Origin of the sequence: Polynucleobacter rarus, from assembly GCF_003072505.1 — a bacterium.
Taxonomy (GTDB): Bacteria; Pseudomonadota; Gammaproteobacteria; order Burkholderiales; family Burkholderiaceae; genus Polynucleobacter; species Polynucleobacter rarus.
This window is the reverse complement of the sequence record NZ_NTGB01000001.1, coordinates 2,135,730-2,150,798: the sequence shown is the minus strand read 5'-3', so window position 1 is coordinate 2,150,798 and position 15,069 is coordinate 2,135,730. Positions and strand designations below refer to the sequence as shown.

General features: G+C 41.1%; 16 protein-coding genes and 1 pseudogene. 5 read left to right on the top strand and 12 right to left on the bottom strand.

Going from position 1 to position 15,069, the window contains the following annotated elements:
- Positions 1 to 2 precede the first annotated feature (2 nt).
- From AOC35_RS10235 to AOC35_RS10220, 4 genes are read left to right on the top strand one after another with little or no spacing between them, the layout of a single operon-like run.
- The gene (locus AOC35_RS10235) at positions 3 to 806 is read left to right on the top strand and encodes an SDR family NAD(P)-dependent oxidoreductase (protein ID WP_108646993.1); all 804 of its coding nucleotides are present in this window, start codon (positions 3 to 5) and stop codon (positions 804 to 806) included.
- A 9-nt stretch (positions 807 to 815) separates the two neighbouring features.
- On the top strand, positions 816 to 1,796 hold the full coding sequence (locus AOC35_RS10230; protein WP_108646992.1) for a Bug family tripartite tricarboxylate transporter substrate binding protein: 981 nt from the start codon (positions 816 to 818) through the stop codon (positions 1,794 to 1,796).
- 57 nt (positions 1,797 to 1,853) lie between these two features.
- Complete coding sequence (locus AOC35_RS10225) at positions 1,854 to 2,381, top strand: carboxymuconolactone decarboxylase family protein (protein ID WP_108646991.1); 528 nt, start codon at positions 1,854 to 1,856, stop codon at positions 2,379 to 2,381.
- A 36-nt stretch (positions 2,382 to 2,417) separates the two neighbouring features.
- Positions 2,418 to 3,179, top strand: coding sequence for a molybdate ABC transporter substrate-binding protein (locus AOC35_RS10220; RefSeq protein WP_108646990.1), 762 nt, complete (start codon positions 2,418 to 2,420; stop codon positions 3,177 to 3,179).
- Positions 3,180 to 3,230: 51 nt separating this feature from the next.
- On the opposite strand, the pseudogene AOC35_RS15750 reads toward AOC35_RS10220, so the two are convergent.
- From AOC35_RS15750 to AOC35_RS10165, 12 genes and pseudogenes are all read right to left on the bottom strand, one after another.
- Positions 3,231 to 4,049 (bottom strand): annotated as a pseudogene (locus AOC35_RS15750) (cyclase family protein).
- 84 nt (positions 4,050 to 4,133) lie between these two features.
- The gene (locus tag AOC35_RS15950; protein WP_483878504.1) at positions 4,134 to 4,268 is read right to left on the bottom strand and encodes a hypothetical protein; all 135 of its coding nucleotides are present in this window, start codon (positions 4,266 to 4,268) and stop codon (positions 4,134 to 4,136) included.
- Positions 4,269 to 4,283: 15 nt separating this feature from the next.
- Entirely contained in the window at positions 4,284 to 4,709 is a 426-nt protein-coding gene (locus AOC35_RS10210; protein ID WP_108646989.1) for a PIN domain-containing protein, read from the bottom strand.
- 2 nt (positions 4,710 to 4,711) lie between these two features.
- Positions 4,712 to 5,191, bottom strand: a complete 480-nt coding sequence (locus AOC35_RS10205; protein WP_108646988.1) for a helix-turn-helix domain-containing protein — start codon at positions 5,189 to 5,191, stop codon at positions 4,712 to 4,714.
- A gap of 153 nt (positions 5,192 to 5,344) precedes the next feature.
- Positions 5,345 to 6,544 carry a Fic family protein gene (locus AOC35_RS10200; RefSeq protein WP_108646987.1) on the bottom strand — a complete coding sequence of 400 codons (1,200 nt, stop codon included), beginning with the start codon at positions 6,542 to 6,544 and terminating at the stop codon, positions 5,345 to 5,347.
- A 157-nt stretch (positions 6,545 to 6,701) separates the two neighbouring features.
- Positions 6,702 to 7,538 carry an alpha/beta fold hydrolase gene (locus AOC35_RS10195; protein ID WP_108646986.1) on the bottom strand — a complete coding sequence of 279 codons (837 nt, stop codon included), beginning with the start codon at positions 7,536 to 7,538 and terminating at the stop codon, positions 6,702 to 6,704.
- 44 nt (positions 7,539 to 7,582) lie between these two features.
- Complete coding sequence (locus tag AOC35_RS10190; protein WP_108646985.1) at positions 7,583 to 8,566, bottom strand: Bug family tripartite tricarboxylate transporter substrate binding protein; 984 nt, start codon at positions 8,564 to 8,566, stop codon at positions 7,583 to 7,585.
- 56 nt (positions 8,567 to 8,622) lie between these two features.
- Entirely contained in the window at positions 8,623 to 9,426 is an 804-nt protein-coding gene (locus AOC35_RS10185; RefSeq protein ID WP_108646984.1) for an alpha/beta fold hydrolase, read from the bottom strand.
- 35 nt (positions 9,427 to 9,461) lie between these two features.
- Positions 9,462 to 10,493, bottom strand: coding sequence for an amidohydrolase family protein (locus AOC35_RS10180; protein ID WP_108646983.1), 1,032 nt, complete (start codon positions 10,491 to 10,493; stop codon positions 9,462 to 9,464).
- 12 nt (positions 10,494 to 10,505) lie between these two features.
- The gene (locus AOC35_RS10175) at positions 10,506 to 11,516 is read right to left on the bottom strand and encodes a Bug family tripartite tricarboxylate transporter substrate binding protein (RefSeq protein WP_108646982.1); all 1,011 of its coding nucleotides are present in this window, start codon (positions 11,514 to 11,516) and stop codon (positions 10,506 to 10,508) included.
- 21 nt (positions 11,517 to 11,537) lie between these two features.
- Positions 11,538 to 12,509 carry a Bug family tripartite tricarboxylate transporter substrate binding protein gene (locus AOC35_RS10170; RefSeq protein WP_108646981.1) on the bottom strand — a complete coding sequence of 324 codons (972 nt, stop codon included), beginning with the start codon at positions 12,507 to 12,509 and terminating at the stop codon, positions 11,538 to 11,540.
- A gap of 37 nt (positions 12,510 to 12,546) precedes the next feature.
- A complete protein-coding gene (locus tag AOC35_RS10165; protein WP_108646980.1) occupies positions 12,547 to 14,160 on the bottom strand; it encodes an FAD-dependent monooxygenase in 1,614 nt (537 codons plus the stop codon).
- Between the two features lie 178 nt (positions 14,161 to 14,338).
- Between AOC35_RS10165 and AOC35_RS10160 the strand changes: the two genes are divergently transcribed.
- The gene (locus AOC35_RS10160; RefSeq protein WP_108646979.1) at positions 14,339 to 15,061 is read left to right on the top strand and encodes a class II aldolase/adducin family protein; all 723 of its coding nucleotides are present in this window, start codon (positions 14,339 to 14,341) and stop codon (positions 15,059 to 15,061) included.
- Positions 15,062 to 15,069 lie beyond the last annotated feature (8 nt).

Sequence of the window (15,069 nt, the reverse complement as noted above, 5' to 3'; positions counted from 1 at the left end):
TAATGAGTACAGGAAGATTAGCAGGCAAAGTAGCATTAATTACTGGCGCAGGTTCAGTGGGTCCAGGCTGGGGCAATGGTCGTGCGAGCGCAATCCGATTTGCAGAAGAGGGCGCACTCGTTTTTGCAACAGATATTGATCAATCTAGATTAGATGAGACCTTAAAACTAGCTGGTGATTTAGCCCCAAGAATTAAGACAGGTATTGTGGATATTTTAAAATCAGCTTCGATTGAGCAAATGGTAAAGGAATGTATCGCTACTTATGGCAAGATTGATATTTTAATGAATAACGTAGGTGGTTCAGCAAAAGGTGGTCCAGTCGAAATGCCTGAGGAAGTTTGGGATACGCAAGTAGATTACAACTTAAAGAGTGTCTTTTTAACTTGTAAATATGTCTTGCCACACATGGTTGCTGCCAACTCAGGATCGATTATTAATATGGCATCTACCTCTGGTATGCGTTGGACCGGGGCAGCACAGGTTGCCTATGCTGCCACGAAGGCTGGCGTGATTCAACTCTCGAAAGTCGTCGCAGTGCAATACGCCAAACAAAATATTCGGGTCAACACCATTGTGCCAGGTCAATTGCACACCCCAATGGTAGAGACACGTTTAGCAGGTCAGAGAGCGGGCGGCGATGTACAAGCACTTCTCGCACAGCGTCAGTCTAGAATCCCTTTGCCATTTATGGGCGATGGACGGGATACTGCTAATGCAGCAGTATTTCTAGCTTCAGATGAATCTAGATTTATTACGGGCACAGAAATTGTGATTGATGGTGGTATGTCTGCACGTTGCGACTAAGGAAAAATAATGAAACGAATACTTGATAAAAAAATACTCAATAAAAAACTAGTTCAATTTGGTTTGTGTGCTGTAGCAGTTTTCTCTTCAAGTTCTTTTGCACAAACGAACTCCATCAAGATGCTCGTTGCCTTCCCACCGGGCGGTCCCGTTGATTTTGTGGCTAGGACTGTTGCAGAACCACTCGGTAAAGAGCTAGGCGTGCAAATTATTATTGAAAACAAACCGGGTGCGAATGGGGCAATCGCTGCTGAGTATTTGGGTGCCAACCCAGCAGACGGCAAAGTGTTATGGTTTACCAGTGCGGGTGCCGTTGTAATTAATCCTGGCCTATACGAAAAACTTCCCTATAACCCTTTAAAAGATTTAGCGGCTATTTCTTTGGTCGTGAATAACGTTGAAGCCCTTGTCGTCAATCCGGCCAATCCTGCCAATAATGGTGTGGAATTCGTAGCGCTAGCTAAGCAACGCGACGTGACAATGGCATCATCTGGTACAGGTAGTGTGCCCCATTTAGCGATGGAGCAGTTAGCGGACTCTACTAAGGGACGTTTCTTACACATCCCTTACAAAGGTGCTGCTCCCGCAATTACCGATGTAATGGGTGGACATGTAGACGGTTTCTTTGGCGATATACCTGGTTTAATTTCTTACATCAAGTCGGGTAAATTAAAAGTAATCGGTATTGCAGCACCGAAGCGCAGTAGCGTTTTGCCAGATGTCAAAACCTTCGCAGAATTGGGGATCCCGGGTGTGGACTCCAACAATTGGTATGCTTTATTTGCCAAGGCTGGTACTCCCAAAGCAGAAATTGATCGAATCAATGCGGCGATGAAAAAAGCATTAGCCAATGAAGCAACCAAATCAAAGCTCTTAGCCTCTGGTGCAGAACCCGTTGGATCTAGCCCTGAAGAACTAGATACGATTATGAAATCAGATATTACTAAATGGACTAAATTGATCAAAGCGAAAAATATTAAGCCAGAGTAAACATATTTGAGTGAGTGGTTACTTTTAATGAGAAGATGAATTTTAAGGGTTGTAGACATGCAAAAAAGAATCTCACCAGTTGAACCAGGTAGTCGTCCTGAACTAGCTGAAATCGAAGCGAATATCTTAAAAGAAAGAGGCAGAATCTCGCCCCTTTACCAAACTTTGCTCAATAGCCCAGCTATTGCTCATGGTTGGGAGACTTTATTAACCGCGATTCGTAATAAAAATTCACTACCAGCATCAATCCGTGAAATGATTATCTTGCGCGTTGCTATTATTAACCGTGCGCCTTATGAATTTGATGCGCATGTGCCACATGCCTTAAAAGCCGGAGTTTCTAACGAACAACTCGACGCTCTAAAGGCACCGACTTTTGCACAAATCCCGTCAATTTTCACTGATCTAGAAATGGCAGTTCTACGTTTAACGGAAGAGATGACACTGCAAATTCAGGTTCCTGATGAGGTGTTTGAGCCTATTCGCGCGAGTTATAACGATCAAGAAGTATTGGAGGTAGTGACTACAATCGCTGCTTACAACATGGTTTCAAGACTTCTAAATGCATTACATGTAGGGCATTAACATCGCGTTCAATTCATAAATATATGGGAGATCAATATGTCACATCGAATTTTCAAATTACTAAGTGCCTTGAGTTTTTGTTTACTCGGAACTCTTTCACAAACCATCATGGCAGCTGATCTCAATGTAATGGCATCGGTTGCCTTTAAAGATGCATACTTAGAAATGCAACCAGAGTTTGAAAAAATTACTGGTAAAAAAATTAATACACTGTGGTTACCAACCGTAGAAATAATGAATCGCTTGAAAGCGGGTGAAAAATTTGACCTAGTGATTATGTCTTCAACCAACGTTGAACAACTCATGAAAGAAGGCAAACTACTGAATGGCACAAGACAAGATTATGTGAAGTCAGCAATCGGTGTCGGAATTCCAAAAGGCTCCAAAAAGCCTGATTTAAGTACTGCACAGTCCACCAAAGAAGCCTTACTGAATGCTAAATCTGTCGGTTATTCAACTGGCCCGAGCGGTGTTTATTTGGCAGCTTTATTTGATCGCATGGGTATTGCTGAAGCCTTAAAACCAAAATTGAAAATTGTGCAAGGTGAGCCAGTTGGCGCATTGGTTGAGCGTGGTGAAATTGAGCTTGCCTTACAACAAATTCCTGAAATATTATCTGTGCCGAAAATAGATTATGCTGGACCATTACCGGCAGAACTAAACAGTACAACCATTTTTTCATTTGTACTGATGGATACTCCGAAGAGTAAAGATTTGGTATTGGCCTGGATGGATTTTTTAAGAACACCTAAAGCAGTGCCGATTATTAAAAAGTATGGACTCAATCCTGCTTGGTAAATCCTTGCTTTTTATTGAAGCTCCTAATTTTAGGAGCTTTTTTTATACATATCAATCTTGTCGAATGGCAGCCACAATTCGCAAAGGTCCTCCGCTACCACCAGCAATTTTCATGGGTAAAGCTACGATGTAAGCTCCTTTTACAGGGATAGAATCGAGATTAGTTAAATTTTCAAATCCAGAAATATTATTGCCAAGTAATATGCGGTGAGTTTGAAAATCCTTCGACTGTCCATAATCAATACTTGCTGTATCAATGCCGACGGATTTTGGTAAGCGATTTTCTACCAGCCAAGTACTTGCCTGGGCTGAAATCCCCGGAAAGTGTAGTTCTGGAATAGCTTCCATACCCTTTTTATCAGTGCCGAAATATTCTTTTCTGTTAGGGTAAAACTTTGCGTATCCAGTATTAAATAAAACAATACTACCCTTCGGAATTTGGCCATTTGCTGTTTCCCAATCAATCAAGTCTTGAGGGCTAATCAGGTAATCAGGATTATTTTGAGTCTTGGCACTGACGTTAATTACTACGGCATAACCAGTTAGAGAATCGAGAGGAATTTGATCGACTGTCTAGCCTTTTTCTGCAAAATGAATGGGCGCATCTAAATGCGTGCCACCATGTTCTGGAGTACTAATGGTATAAGAAGAGTAAAAAAAGTTACCAGGAGTTTGCCCTTTAAATTCCTCAGTATGCTCAAAGCCTTTGACATTATTGGGCCAATAAAGAGTGGATTCATCATATGAGTGCGACAAGTCAACCCATTTCGCTTTATTGAAATCTATAGCTTGATTATTCTTGGAGGGAGAACAGGCGATAAGTCCAAGTGAAAGAAGTAAAGCAAATAATAAAGATGTGGATGTGCGCATAATCGTTATTCCTTTAATGTTAAGTCTTATTTATTTAATTGTAAAAAATTATACAAAGTATCTGTTTTAAGAACTTTAAATCCGTTAAATTAATCTTAGTAAATGATCAGCAGTTTTTGGCAATCCTACTTTTTTCATGGAATCTATAAATTCAATCTTGCTTATTTGGGGATTTGAATTTCTTTTTCTTAAACATTCCATAATTTCAAGAGCTTTCAGAGGCTCTAAAGATAATTAAAGCATCACAAAGTCGTCGGGATGTAGAGTCTTTATACCGTATTTCTCCAAGGTTTTAGAAGGAAAATCTTTAATGTTTTTTGTTAATATAAAGTCAACATCCCCGGCTATTGCAGCAGCTAAGACATGCCGATCATCAGGGTCTGGAAGTTGTAACGAGGATATCAATTTTTGGTAGCTTGATTTTTTAATTTCCCAATCAGGAATTGCTTGGTGCATTTTAAGTAAGCGGAATTTAACTTTATTCAAAGAAATATCGGGTCGATCTCGAAGAAGTGATCTAGTCCATTCATCATCAATATGTTTAGTCCATCTTGCTGAATAGGCTTCCTGCCATGCAAACTCAATTAGTAAATTAGCGATCGTTACTGGATAAAGAACACAAGCATCTAATAAAGCAGTAAATCTTGTTCTAAAAACCATCTCTAATTTAGGCCTAACTCTTGGGACTGGTTGATTAAATCTTGCATCGCATTATTTTGAATTTCTTTCATCTTCTCCTTATAGTTTAATAAATCGTCACTATTCACTCTGCGATGAGACCCTACTGTTGAGAATGGAATTTTCCCTTCTTTAAGTAACTTTGTTAAAAATGGTCGTGAAACATTTAATATACTTGCAGCCTCTGCGGTTGTAAGCTCTCGACTTTGAGGGATTAGTAAGAACCTTTGTCCCTCCGCTAAAGCGCCTAGAGTATAAGCAATCAATTGAAGTATTTTTGGAGGTAATCTTAAAATTGGGGTTTCATCAGTGATGACAAATTGATCCTTATTGAGTAAGGCTAATTTATCTGGGCCGGAATGATTTAGAGCAGCTAAGATGCTTTGTTGTGCAGTTCTTGCTAAATCAGACTCCTTTTTATTGAGAAATTCATTATTAAAGTGTTTGTCGATAATTTTTGTCATGTTGCACCCTTGGTAAAAAGAAAAATGCTTATCAAGCAATATTAACTGAAATAAGTGTAACAAGTGTAATATCTTATTTAAATTAAGGGTTTTAAAATAGATTTTGACATCAGTACTAGAACTAATGTTTGAGAACTGCCAGGGAATTATCAACTACTCATCATTTGTGGTTGCTGCCTCAGGATAGAGATTAGGCATTAGAAACTGTAAGGCGCTCAATGGAAATGCAAATTGGACAGGGGATTTATGGTTCTTACTTTTCACTAATCCGGTATCAATCAAGCGCGATAGTAATGACCTTGCAGAACGTTCACCCAACCCCGTCATCTGTAAAAATTCTCCTCTTTTCAAAGGTCCAGCTATGAAGAGATGGTAGAGAGGCATGATTGCTTCTCTACGAATCAATTTATCTTGTGTCGACCAATAAATGATAAGTGCCTCAATATGATTTTTCATATTACTTAGATCGAGCATTTTTTCCATGAAACTTACTTGGTCGTTAGCGATTTTTAGAAACCAATCGCACCATTCCCATAGAGCTTTTTCACTTAAATTACCTCTACCATCGAGGTCACCTTGTCTAGGAGAGTCAGCGGCTGAAAGGTATGCATAATAGGAGTCACGATTGCGAGCAAGTCCTCGGTTCATTGACCACAGTCCTTTTGTTAAGGGAAGCAAAGCTAAATGGGTTTGTAAACGTACAGCCCTGCCGTTACCATCCAAGAAAGGATGAACCCACATCGCCCGTTGGTGTTCACAAGCAATTGAAATGACACCTTGCTGAAAGTTGCCTGATTTTGCGTAAACTTGATCCATTCTTTCTAAAAAATGAGGAACGCTACTCCAAATCGGTGGTTCATGGTTACCAACGATGACATCTTCATGCCGAATATGGCCGGGCTCAATAATTCTGCCATCAGAAGTGGTTCTATCTTGAGTTACAAGGCGACTATACAAAGCTTGGTGAGCATTCACTAAAACAGTGGATTGAAGAGTGGTATCTAATCCAAAAGAAGAAAATTTTTCAAGTTCTTTCTCAGCATCAATATATGCGATGGCGATTCTTTGAAGTTTTGCAGTGTTTGGCTGATCAGAAAAGTCCTTTACCAACGCACGCTCAATATTTGCTGGATGAGTGCTTTGGCCTTCGATACGATTCGAATAATAGGAGTTCATCGAGCGAACTAGTTCTTGAATGGATGCAATTGTAGTGAAATGAATACCATTACCTAAGCGGGCAGATTTTTGGATAAGTTCGTCAGCCTGCGTACGCAGTATTTCAAGCTTCGTTTGGGGCAACAAAGGCTCAAATTGATGTATTTTTGAATAATGAAAAGATGAATTTTGATTCATTTTTGCCGGTAAAAATGCCAGTAAAAAATTAAATAATATCCAATATTAACAGTAATTTAAGAAAATAAAAAGACTTATTTTTTAATTTTTTTTGCCGGTAAATTTTCCGGTAAATTACTTCTTCTCAGTTACGAGAAAAAGTAATCTCCAGATACTTTTATAGATTTTTTTGCATGAACTCGTGAAACTTATCTGCCATCTGCGGGTAGTAGTCCTTCCACATCGGGAAATGGATTAAATCAATATCTTGATCTTCTATCGGCAACTGAAATAACTCACTATTCGGGATTAATTCTGCAGCAGCTAGTCCGTTGACACTAGCGTGGGTTTTATCATTGCCCGGAATCACTAAGACTGGTAATTGATAAGCTTCTAATTCAGCATTCTCCATCCCCATCACTGGGCTTCTTGGACCTAGTAAGAATTTTCCTAACCAATGTTCCATTTGTGCAATGTAAACCTGGGGATCCATTTTCATTAAGTAGTCGCGGTTTGCAGGATTAAGGGCTAAGCGATCTTGATAAGGCAGTGTTTCACATAGGCCAGCCATGCCGCCTTCTTTCACTGCATTAATGTATTGCAAATAATACATATTGGGTAACCGTCCGGCAGCAAACTCTCCACCCGTAACACGCATTAAAAGTAAACCACGCACAGCTTCGGGGTGTCTACGTTTTACCAGCATACAAAGTCTTGCACCTGCGGAGGAGCCACTGAAAAATGCAGGCAGAGCACCTAAGCTTTTCATTAGTAGATATAAATCATCTGCCCAAATTTCCTCTTCTCCTTCGTCACCCTCATATAGCATTTGGGAGGCGCCAAGATTTCTGCGGTCATGTACCACCACCCGATAGCCATGCTTCGCAATCGTTTGGGCAAATAAAACCATCTCTTGATGGCTATTACGTCCGCCAGAATTTAAAGCTAACCAAGGGCCCTCAGTACCAAGCACTTCATAAAAAATTTGTACACCACGAATATCAGCGTAAGGCATTTCGATTACTTTCTATCAAGATATTTAATAAGGCAATGATCAATTTATTCAATTTTAATATTGGCATCTTTAATCACTTTGTCCCATTTTGTGACTTCACTACGCACAAACTGTTTAAAGCTTTCTGGACTCTCACTACCGATGTCATAGCCATAAGTAGCTGCCTGAGCTTTATAGGCATCCGTACTCATTACTTTATTTAAGTCAGTAAATAACTTCGTAACCACGGCCGCAGGTGTGCCTTTAGGTACGAAAATACCATTCCAACCAGAAGCTTCTACACCTGTTAAGCCAGCTTCAGCGAGAGTTGGTACGTCAGAAAGAATATTAATACGCTTAGAACCTGCAACACCTAAAGCTTTTAATTTGCCACTTTTAATATGCTGAGCAATGACTACGGGAGCTAAATAAGCAACCATCACATGTCCACCCAATAAATCAGGCATTTCAGCACCAATTGCTTTGTAAGGGATTTCTGTCATTTTGATACCAGCTCTTGATTTGGTAAGCTCACCCAAGAGTTGAGTAATGGAACCGGCGCCGCCAGAAGCTGAAGTAATTTTCTGTGGATCTGATTTAGCAAGAGCGAGAAATTCTTTTAAATTATTTACACCTAGCGATGGATGCACCACCATCACTAACGGCACACTGACAACTCGTGTCACTGGCTCTAAAGCATCACCCAATTTACAACAAGTATTCTTTGTTAATAGATCATTCAGAGCGTTATTTACATTACCATGGAATAAGGTATATCCATCAGCAGGAGCCCGCGCCGCTTCAGCAGCGCCTATTGCACTATTCGCGCCAGGTTTGTTATCAATAATAATTTGCTGACCAAATAGTTCGGATAGGCCAGGTATTAAATCTCTAGCAGCATTATCCACAGCACTGCCTGGTCCAGCTGGTTCAATGATTTTGACGACCTTATTGGGATAGTTTTGTGCAATACCAGGAAGTGAGCAGAACATCATCAGTCCTGTAAGGCTGATTAATAAACTCTTTTGTAATAGTCGCTGTTTGATCATGCTGTCTCCATTATTTTGTTGAATCGTTCTTTGATAACTTATTTACTTTTTCTACCTTAGGCGCTTTGCGACACTTTAAGTAAAAAGCCCTTCATAATTTCATTAAATCCTGCTGGGTTTTGTAAATTCGCAATATGCGCAGCCCCAGGCACTGGTGTGTAGTAAGCATTTGGTATTTGCTCTGCAATAGCTCTCATGATTGGTTCAGGACCACCCACTCTATCCTCAGCACCACCCATTAACATAGTAGGAACTTTGATTTTCCCGAGTTGACTTTCTACATCAAGACCTACAAAGGCACTGACGACCCCTAGATAACCTTCGGTACTCGTGCCACGAATCATCTGTCTAACCGCTTCTAATTTTTCTGGATAAGCTTGTTTGAATGATTCTGAAAACCAACGTTGGGCAGTGTTTTCGACAATCGCTTCAATCCCACCTTGTTTAACTGTATCCATTAATTGATGCCACATCGCGGCAAACTCTGGCACCATTTTTGACCTGCAACAGCAAGGCAGTAGACTCAATAAACGATCCGAATGATTGATTCCCATCGCTAAAGCAATCGAGGCGCCAAGACCTAATCCAGTTAAATGGCTTTTTTGAATACCTAATGCATCCCACAGTGCAATTAAATCTGCGCTGAGGAGTTCAATCGAGTAAGGAGCTGGAGTCGCAGCGGTTTTACCCTGTCCCCTGAGGTCATATCTGAGGATCTGAAAATCATCTTTTAACGCAGCGACTTGATCTACCCACATCGTTGTATCGTTAGTGATGCCTGTGACCATAGTGAGCCATGGACGATTTGGATTGCCGTCAATCTCGTAATGCATTTGAATGCCGTTTGCTGTAATCAACATATTCTTTCCGATTTCTTTTAATTTATTAGTGAGGATTATTTGAAGTAGTCTTGTTTCATGAGTCCTGCTGCGTTACCACAGCATACTTTGTGAATATCTTCAGGAGAAAGTCCTACTGAAAATACGGATTTAATACCTTCACGAATGTACATCTCGCCACCTTCAGGATCAAAAGGACAGTCGCTAGCAAACACCACATGTTCGCTACCAAAAAAGTCCAAGCCACATCGCAGCGCCGACGCAGAACCGCCAAGAACGGTGTCGCCATAAAACATCTTGAAGTAATCAATTGGGGCTTTTTTTAAATTTTTTAAAACATCTTTTTCTGCACCATCTGCACTTCTTGCGCCTAACTGTGCCCAAAGTGTTTCAGCTCGACCACCGAAATAAGGTAGCATGCCACCGCAGTGATGGGTGATTAATTTTAGGTTTGGAACCTTATCGAACAAGCCCGAAAAAACCATACGTGTCATAGCTAGACTCGTTTCAACAGGCCAACCTAATACCTGCCAGAACTCATATTTCGATTTTTCTTCATCAACATAATCAGGCTTGTTTGCCAGCCGAATAGGATGCATCCAAATAGGTAACTGATAATGATTTGTCATGCGCTCAAAAATTGGCAAGAACTCAGGATTATCAATTGCCCGACCATTGACGCTGGTTAAAATTTGCACTCCAACAGCCCCCATCTGATTAATTGCAAAGTCCATTTCTTCGATTGCAGCCGCTGGGTTATTCATAGGTAGACTGGCCACAAAACTAGGGAACTGATCAGGCCAAGTTTGACACATCTCATACATTCCCTCGTTGGCAATTCTAGCGAGCTTAGGAGATAAATCTGGGCCACCTAACATGTCTGGTGAGGGAACGGCAAGTGAAAGAATCTGTTTGACCTGAGGCCATTTTTTTAACATTTCTACACGAGCAGGAATATCCCAGAGTAGTTTTAAGCTGCTCATGCGCTTAGCAAGACCAGGGTCACTACTATGAACTTTCATTTCCTCTAAATATTTCAGAGGCATGACGTGGTTGTAAATATCAATACAAGGTTGATTCATGTCCATAAATTATCTTTTTTAGTCTTGGGTAATATGCGCTTGCGTTACAACATTCTTCCAGCGTTGCATATCGGATTTCATCAAGGTACTCAGCTGATCAGCATTCATTAGATTGACGAAAATACCTTGTTCTTTTAATTGTTTTTTCACGTCATCTAGTTCCATGACTTCTGTAAAGTCTTTATATAATTTATTTTGAATTTCTTTAGGGGTTCCAGCAGGAGCTAAGAGCCCATACCAAGGGAATAGATTTTCAAATTCAGGGATACCTTGTTCTACAAAAGTTGGGATTTCAGGCAATAACTCTGAGCGCTTAGAACCAGTAACGGCTAACATTTTTATCTTGCCTGCCTTTGCAAAAGGTAATAGCGAGTTAAAGGTCGCAATCATGACTTGTACTTGACCACCAATCAGATCCGTTTGAGCTCCAGACAGACCTTTATAAGGAACGTGGACCAAATCTAAGCCCTTCAGATTTTTGAGTAACTCCATCGACAAATGGTGTGGTGTCCCGCTACCTGGTGTCCCATAATTCATTTTGCCTGGCTTACTTTTAATCAAGGCAAATAAACTATTTAAGTCTTTAGCTGGCACGTCATTATTAATCGCTAAGCCATAACTGGAGGTTGCTAATCTAGCAATCGGTGCTAAATCACGGATCGGATCATAGGGTAAGGATTTATAAATGGACGGCGTCATCGTAATCGTATCAATCGCCATTAATAAGGTCAGTCCGTCTGGGGGCGCTTTTGCCACCTTATCTGTTCCTAAGTTACCACTCGCACCAGGTCGATTCTCCACAATCACAGCTTGTTTCCAGCGCTCCGATAATTTAGGGCTAATAATACGAGCAATCGTATCGCTACCACTGCCTGAGGTAAAAGGCACCACTAAGGTAACGGGTCTACTCGGATAGTTTTGCACATCTGTTTGAGCATGACCTGTAAAAGAAAATGTCGCAATAACGGTAGCCACAATTCCGCAAACAATCGAGGAAGATCTTAATCTCCAAAGAGGGTAATTTTTCATAAGAAGCTTTCCCAGATACGATTAGTCAATCGACATTTTTGCTTGTTTAACGATGACTTCAAATTTCTTTGATTGGAGTTCAGCATCTTTTGTCACTTCAGAAGGAGTTGTTAACCAAGGTTCAAAGCCAAAAGTTGCCATATTCTTTTGCACATCTGGATCTTTGAGAGCAATCAACGTTTCTTGATGAAATTTATCGATGGCCGCTTTAGGAGTTCCCCTTAAAGCGTAGATTGCCACCCATGTTTTGAGTTCGAAATTCTTCGGTCCACCCGCTTCAGATACGGTAGGGATATCGAGATAGCCAGTTAAGCGCTTAGGAGCAGCGATACCCAAAAATTTCACTTTTTTGGCACGGAAAAGAGGGCCAGCTGAGGCAGCAGTACCAAAGGCCCAGTCGACTTCACCGTTCGCAACGGCGTTATAGACAGAAGGTAAATCCTTGTAGGGAACATGGTTCATTTGGGCGCCAATTTCCGCTTCAAACATTGCGGCACCAACGTGACCAGCACTACCCACACCCCAAGAAGCAAATGTCAAAGCACCACTTTTTTCTTTAGCAGCAGCGACGAGATCGCCGACGGTATTCCACTTAGAGTTCGCAGGAACAACGATAAAGAAATTGGTCCAATACAGAGGGGCTGCTGGTTCAAAGTCCTTATTAAAATCAAAGGGCATTTTTTTAAATAAATGCTGTTGTAAGGAAACATGGGTGTTGTCGACTTGTAAAAAGGTATAACCATCGGCAGCTGATTTTTTCACTGCATCAACCGCAAGCCAGCCATTGGCACCAGGACGATTATCCATAATGATGGCTTGACCAACTTGTTTTCCCATTTTATCCCCCACATTACGCATGAGGGCATCAGGGCCGCTGCCAGCAGAGAATGAAGTCACAATCCGAATCGGTTTATCGGGATAGTTTTGCGCCTGAGCAGTAAGAGTGCTAGCAATGAAGCTAAAAAATAAAGCTGTTTTTATAAAAAAATTCATGTTTGCCTCCTCCAAAAGAGAGATGATGTACTAATCTTTAATGTTGACCACTGATTTTATATAGGAATACTTTAGCATCATTTGCTATCTCATCACCAGTCCAAGCGACATGCTGATCGGGGCGAATCAAAGTAAAGCGTTTTGGATACAGCTGTCCAATGGCTGATTCGGTCGGATGAATAACTTTTAATGGAATTCTCAGTTCCTGGGCCGCAATAATTAAGGACTCAGCTGCCGGATGAGAATTTTGATCGGAGAACAACAATGTAAAGCCCATGCCAAAATGATCGTATAGAGAAGATCCGTCGTGTAGCCAAGCATGAGGGGCTAGACAACCAGCGCGCGAGGACGGAACATAATTGATGAAATCATTCTCAGGGTAGGGTTGACCGTCATACAACATTACCGGTGAATGTTCGTAACGATATCCAAGAATTACACCTAAGGTCGTAAATTCGCGCATTTTAGAACGCTCAATTTGTTGACCAATTTGTTGTCTTAGGGTTTCACCGTTTGCGTCATTATCTTCAAGTCCTTCGCGCCACAACTGATTACCAAGAACGGCGTGGTTGACAACTGCTTCGTTCATCACTAAGTCATGCACTGGTCGGCGCTCTAATTCGTAACTATTAAGCAGTTCTGTTCCACCCCAACCCTGCAGATTGGCAGCAATTTTCCAACCAAGGTCAACACCGTCAGCAATCCCCATATTCATGCCGTAACCACCAAAAGGTGGATGTAAGTGACAAGCATCACCCGCTAAAAATATTCTTCCTTTGCTATAGTGAGTGGCAATGAGTCTGCTAGCAATCCATTCGTCCGAGGAGAGCACTTCGTAAGGTAGGTCAATACCAGTCGATTTTTTAATCAGCTCTGTAGCGCCGTTCAAATCAAATTTTGCATCTTTATCGACCCCAGTTGGCATAAAGAACCAACGATCACGATCCATCGGCCCAATTAAGCCGGGAGCCTCTGGGTTCACTTGCCAATACATAATAGCTGGTCCAAGCTCATGCGCCTTATCCAAACCAGGGGCACTAAACACAATATTGTAATTTTTGGATAAACCTTGTTGGCCTTCCATTTTGGCATCAATCACTTCTCTGACTTTCGAGCGAGAACCATCGGCACCAATTAAATAAGCGCATTGAATTTGCGTAATATCTCCAGATTGGCGATTTTTATACGAAGCAAGGACATGTTGTGGGGTATTTTGTACTTCTAGTAACTCTGTATTAAATAGAATCTTCACGCTAGGCAAAGTTAAGGCATAAGCCCGCATGACTTCCTCAACGGTATATTGCGGAATCCACTGCGAATGTTCTGAGTACAAAGGGTTACGTCCAGGGGCACAATAAAATGAGTTCTCAAACCGCATCAACTCATAACCAGATAAACGGGTACAGAAAACGACGTTCGATGGATAGTTAAGACCTAAAGGGGAGGCTTTGCGTAATTGATCAGCAATGCCCCAACGACGAAAATGCTCTCTCGTTCTGGCATTCGTGGTTTTGGCACGTGGCGCATAACCAACCCGCTCATTGCGCTCAATGACTAAACATTCAATTCCACGTCGACCTAACTCAATGGCACTAGCCAGTCCAACTGGACCCGCACCGACAATTAATACGGCTGGATGATTCTTTTGCATACGCTGTCTCGATGATTTGTATAGTAAATATAGAAATAATAATGACTAGAATCAAATCATTAAAATGATATGATAAATAACTATTTTAAATCTAGTATAAATTCGAATGCCCATTGTTTGGAGACAGGTCTTTTGTGATGATTTCCAAGAAGTGGCAATAAATTAAGAGGAAAATCAAATGGCAATTCCAGTTAATCCCGATCTCGTCGAAAAAGTCGTTTTAGGTAATCGTATTTTGTATCATCTCGGAGTTTTAGACGGTTTTGGACACATTAGCTGTCGTTTAGATAACTCCCCAGAACATTTCTTACTCTCGGCCAATCGTGCACCCGGCCGCGTCACAAAAGATGATATTCTCTGTTTGGATTTAAATGGGGATATTGTCAATCCGACTGATAAACGCTCCTACTTAGAGCGTTTTATCCATAGCGAAATTTATCGTAGTCGTCCAGATGTGATGTCTATCGTGCACAGCCATTCAGCGAGTGTGATTCCATTTGGTGTAACGGGCACTCAACTAAAGCCTATCTATCATATGAGTGGATTTTTGGGAGGTGGTACAGCCCTATTTGAGATCCGTGATGCAGTCGGTGAAGATAATGATTTGCTTATCCGAGATAAGTATCTTGGTGAAGCTTTAGCCAAGTCTCTTGGTGGTTTTAATTGTGTATTGATGAGAGGTCATGGAGCAACGATTGTGGCTCCTAGTGTTGAGGTTGCAGTGTTTCGCTCGTACTACGCAGAGTCAAACGCAAAACTACAATTAACCGCGATGGGAATGAACGCGCCAATCACTTATTTGCATGAAAAAGAAGCTCATAATGCGATGGTGACAAATGAAGGTCAAATTAAACGTGCCTGGGATCTTTGGGTTGGTCAAGTAGCTGATCAAATTGAATAAACTTCATT

Excerpts from the sequence above, each read along its gene's own strand:
- AOC35_RS10235 (WP_108646993.1), top strand. The coding sequence starts at position 3 with ATGAGTACAGGAAGATTAGCAGGCAAAGTAGCATTAATTACTGGCGCA.
- AOC35_RS10230 (WP_108646992.1), top strand. The coding sequence starts at position 816 with ATGAAACGAATACTTGATAAAAAAATACTCAATAAAAAACTAGTTCAA.
- AOC35_RS10225 (WP_108646991.1), top strand. The coding sequence starts at position 1,854 with ATGCAAAAAAGAATCTCACCAGTTGAACCAGGTAGTCGTCCTGAACTA.
- AOC35_RS10220 (WP_108646990.1), top strand. The coding sequence starts at position 2,418 with ATGTCACATCGAATTTTCAAATTACTAAGTGCCTTGAGTTTTTGTTTA.
- AOC35_RS10210 (WP_108646989.1), bottom strand. The coding sequence starts at position 4,709 with ATGGTTTTTAGAACAAGATTTACTGCTTTATTAGATGCTTGTGTTCTT.
- AOC35_RS10205 (WP_108646988.1), bottom strand. The coding sequence starts at position 5,191 with ATGACAAAAATTATCGACAAACACTTTAATAATGAATTTCTCAATAAA.
- AOC35_RS10200 (WP_108646987.1), bottom strand. The coding sequence starts at position 6,544 with ATGAATCAAAATTCATCTTTTCATTATTCAAAAATACATCAATTTGAG.
- AOC35_RS10195 (WP_108646986.1), bottom strand. The coding sequence starts at position 7,538 with ATGCCTTACGCTGATATTCGTGGTGTACAAATTTTTTATGAAGTGCTT.
- AOC35_RS10190 (WP_108646985.1), bottom strand. The coding sequence starts at position 8,566 with ATGATCAAACAGCGACTATTACAAAAGAGTTTATTAATCAGCCTTACA.
- AOC35_RS10185 (WP_108646984.1), bottom strand. The coding sequence starts at position 9,426 with ATGTTGATTACAGCAAACGGCATTCAAATGCATTACGAGATTGACGGC.
- AOC35_RS10180 (WP_108646983.1), bottom strand. The coding sequence starts at position 10,493 with ATGGACATGAATCAACCTTGTATTGATATTTACAACCACGTCATGCCT.
- AOC35_RS10175 (WP_108646982.1), bottom strand. The coding sequence starts at position 11,516 with ATGAAAAATTACCCTCTTTGGAGATTAAGATCTTCCTCGATTGTTTGC.
- AOC35_RS10170 (WP_108646981.1), bottom strand. The coding sequence starts at position 12,509 with ATGAATTTTTTTATAAAAACAGCTTTATTTTTTAGCTTCATTGCTAGC.
- AOC35_RS10165 (WP_108646980.1), bottom strand. The coding sequence starts at position 14,160 with ATGCAAAAGAATCATCCAGCCGTATTAATTGTCGGTGCGGGTCCAGTT.
- AOC35_RS10160 (WP_108646979.1), top strand. The coding sequence starts at position 14,339 with ATGGCAATTCCAGTTAATCCCGATCTCGTCGAAAAAGTCGTTTTAGGT.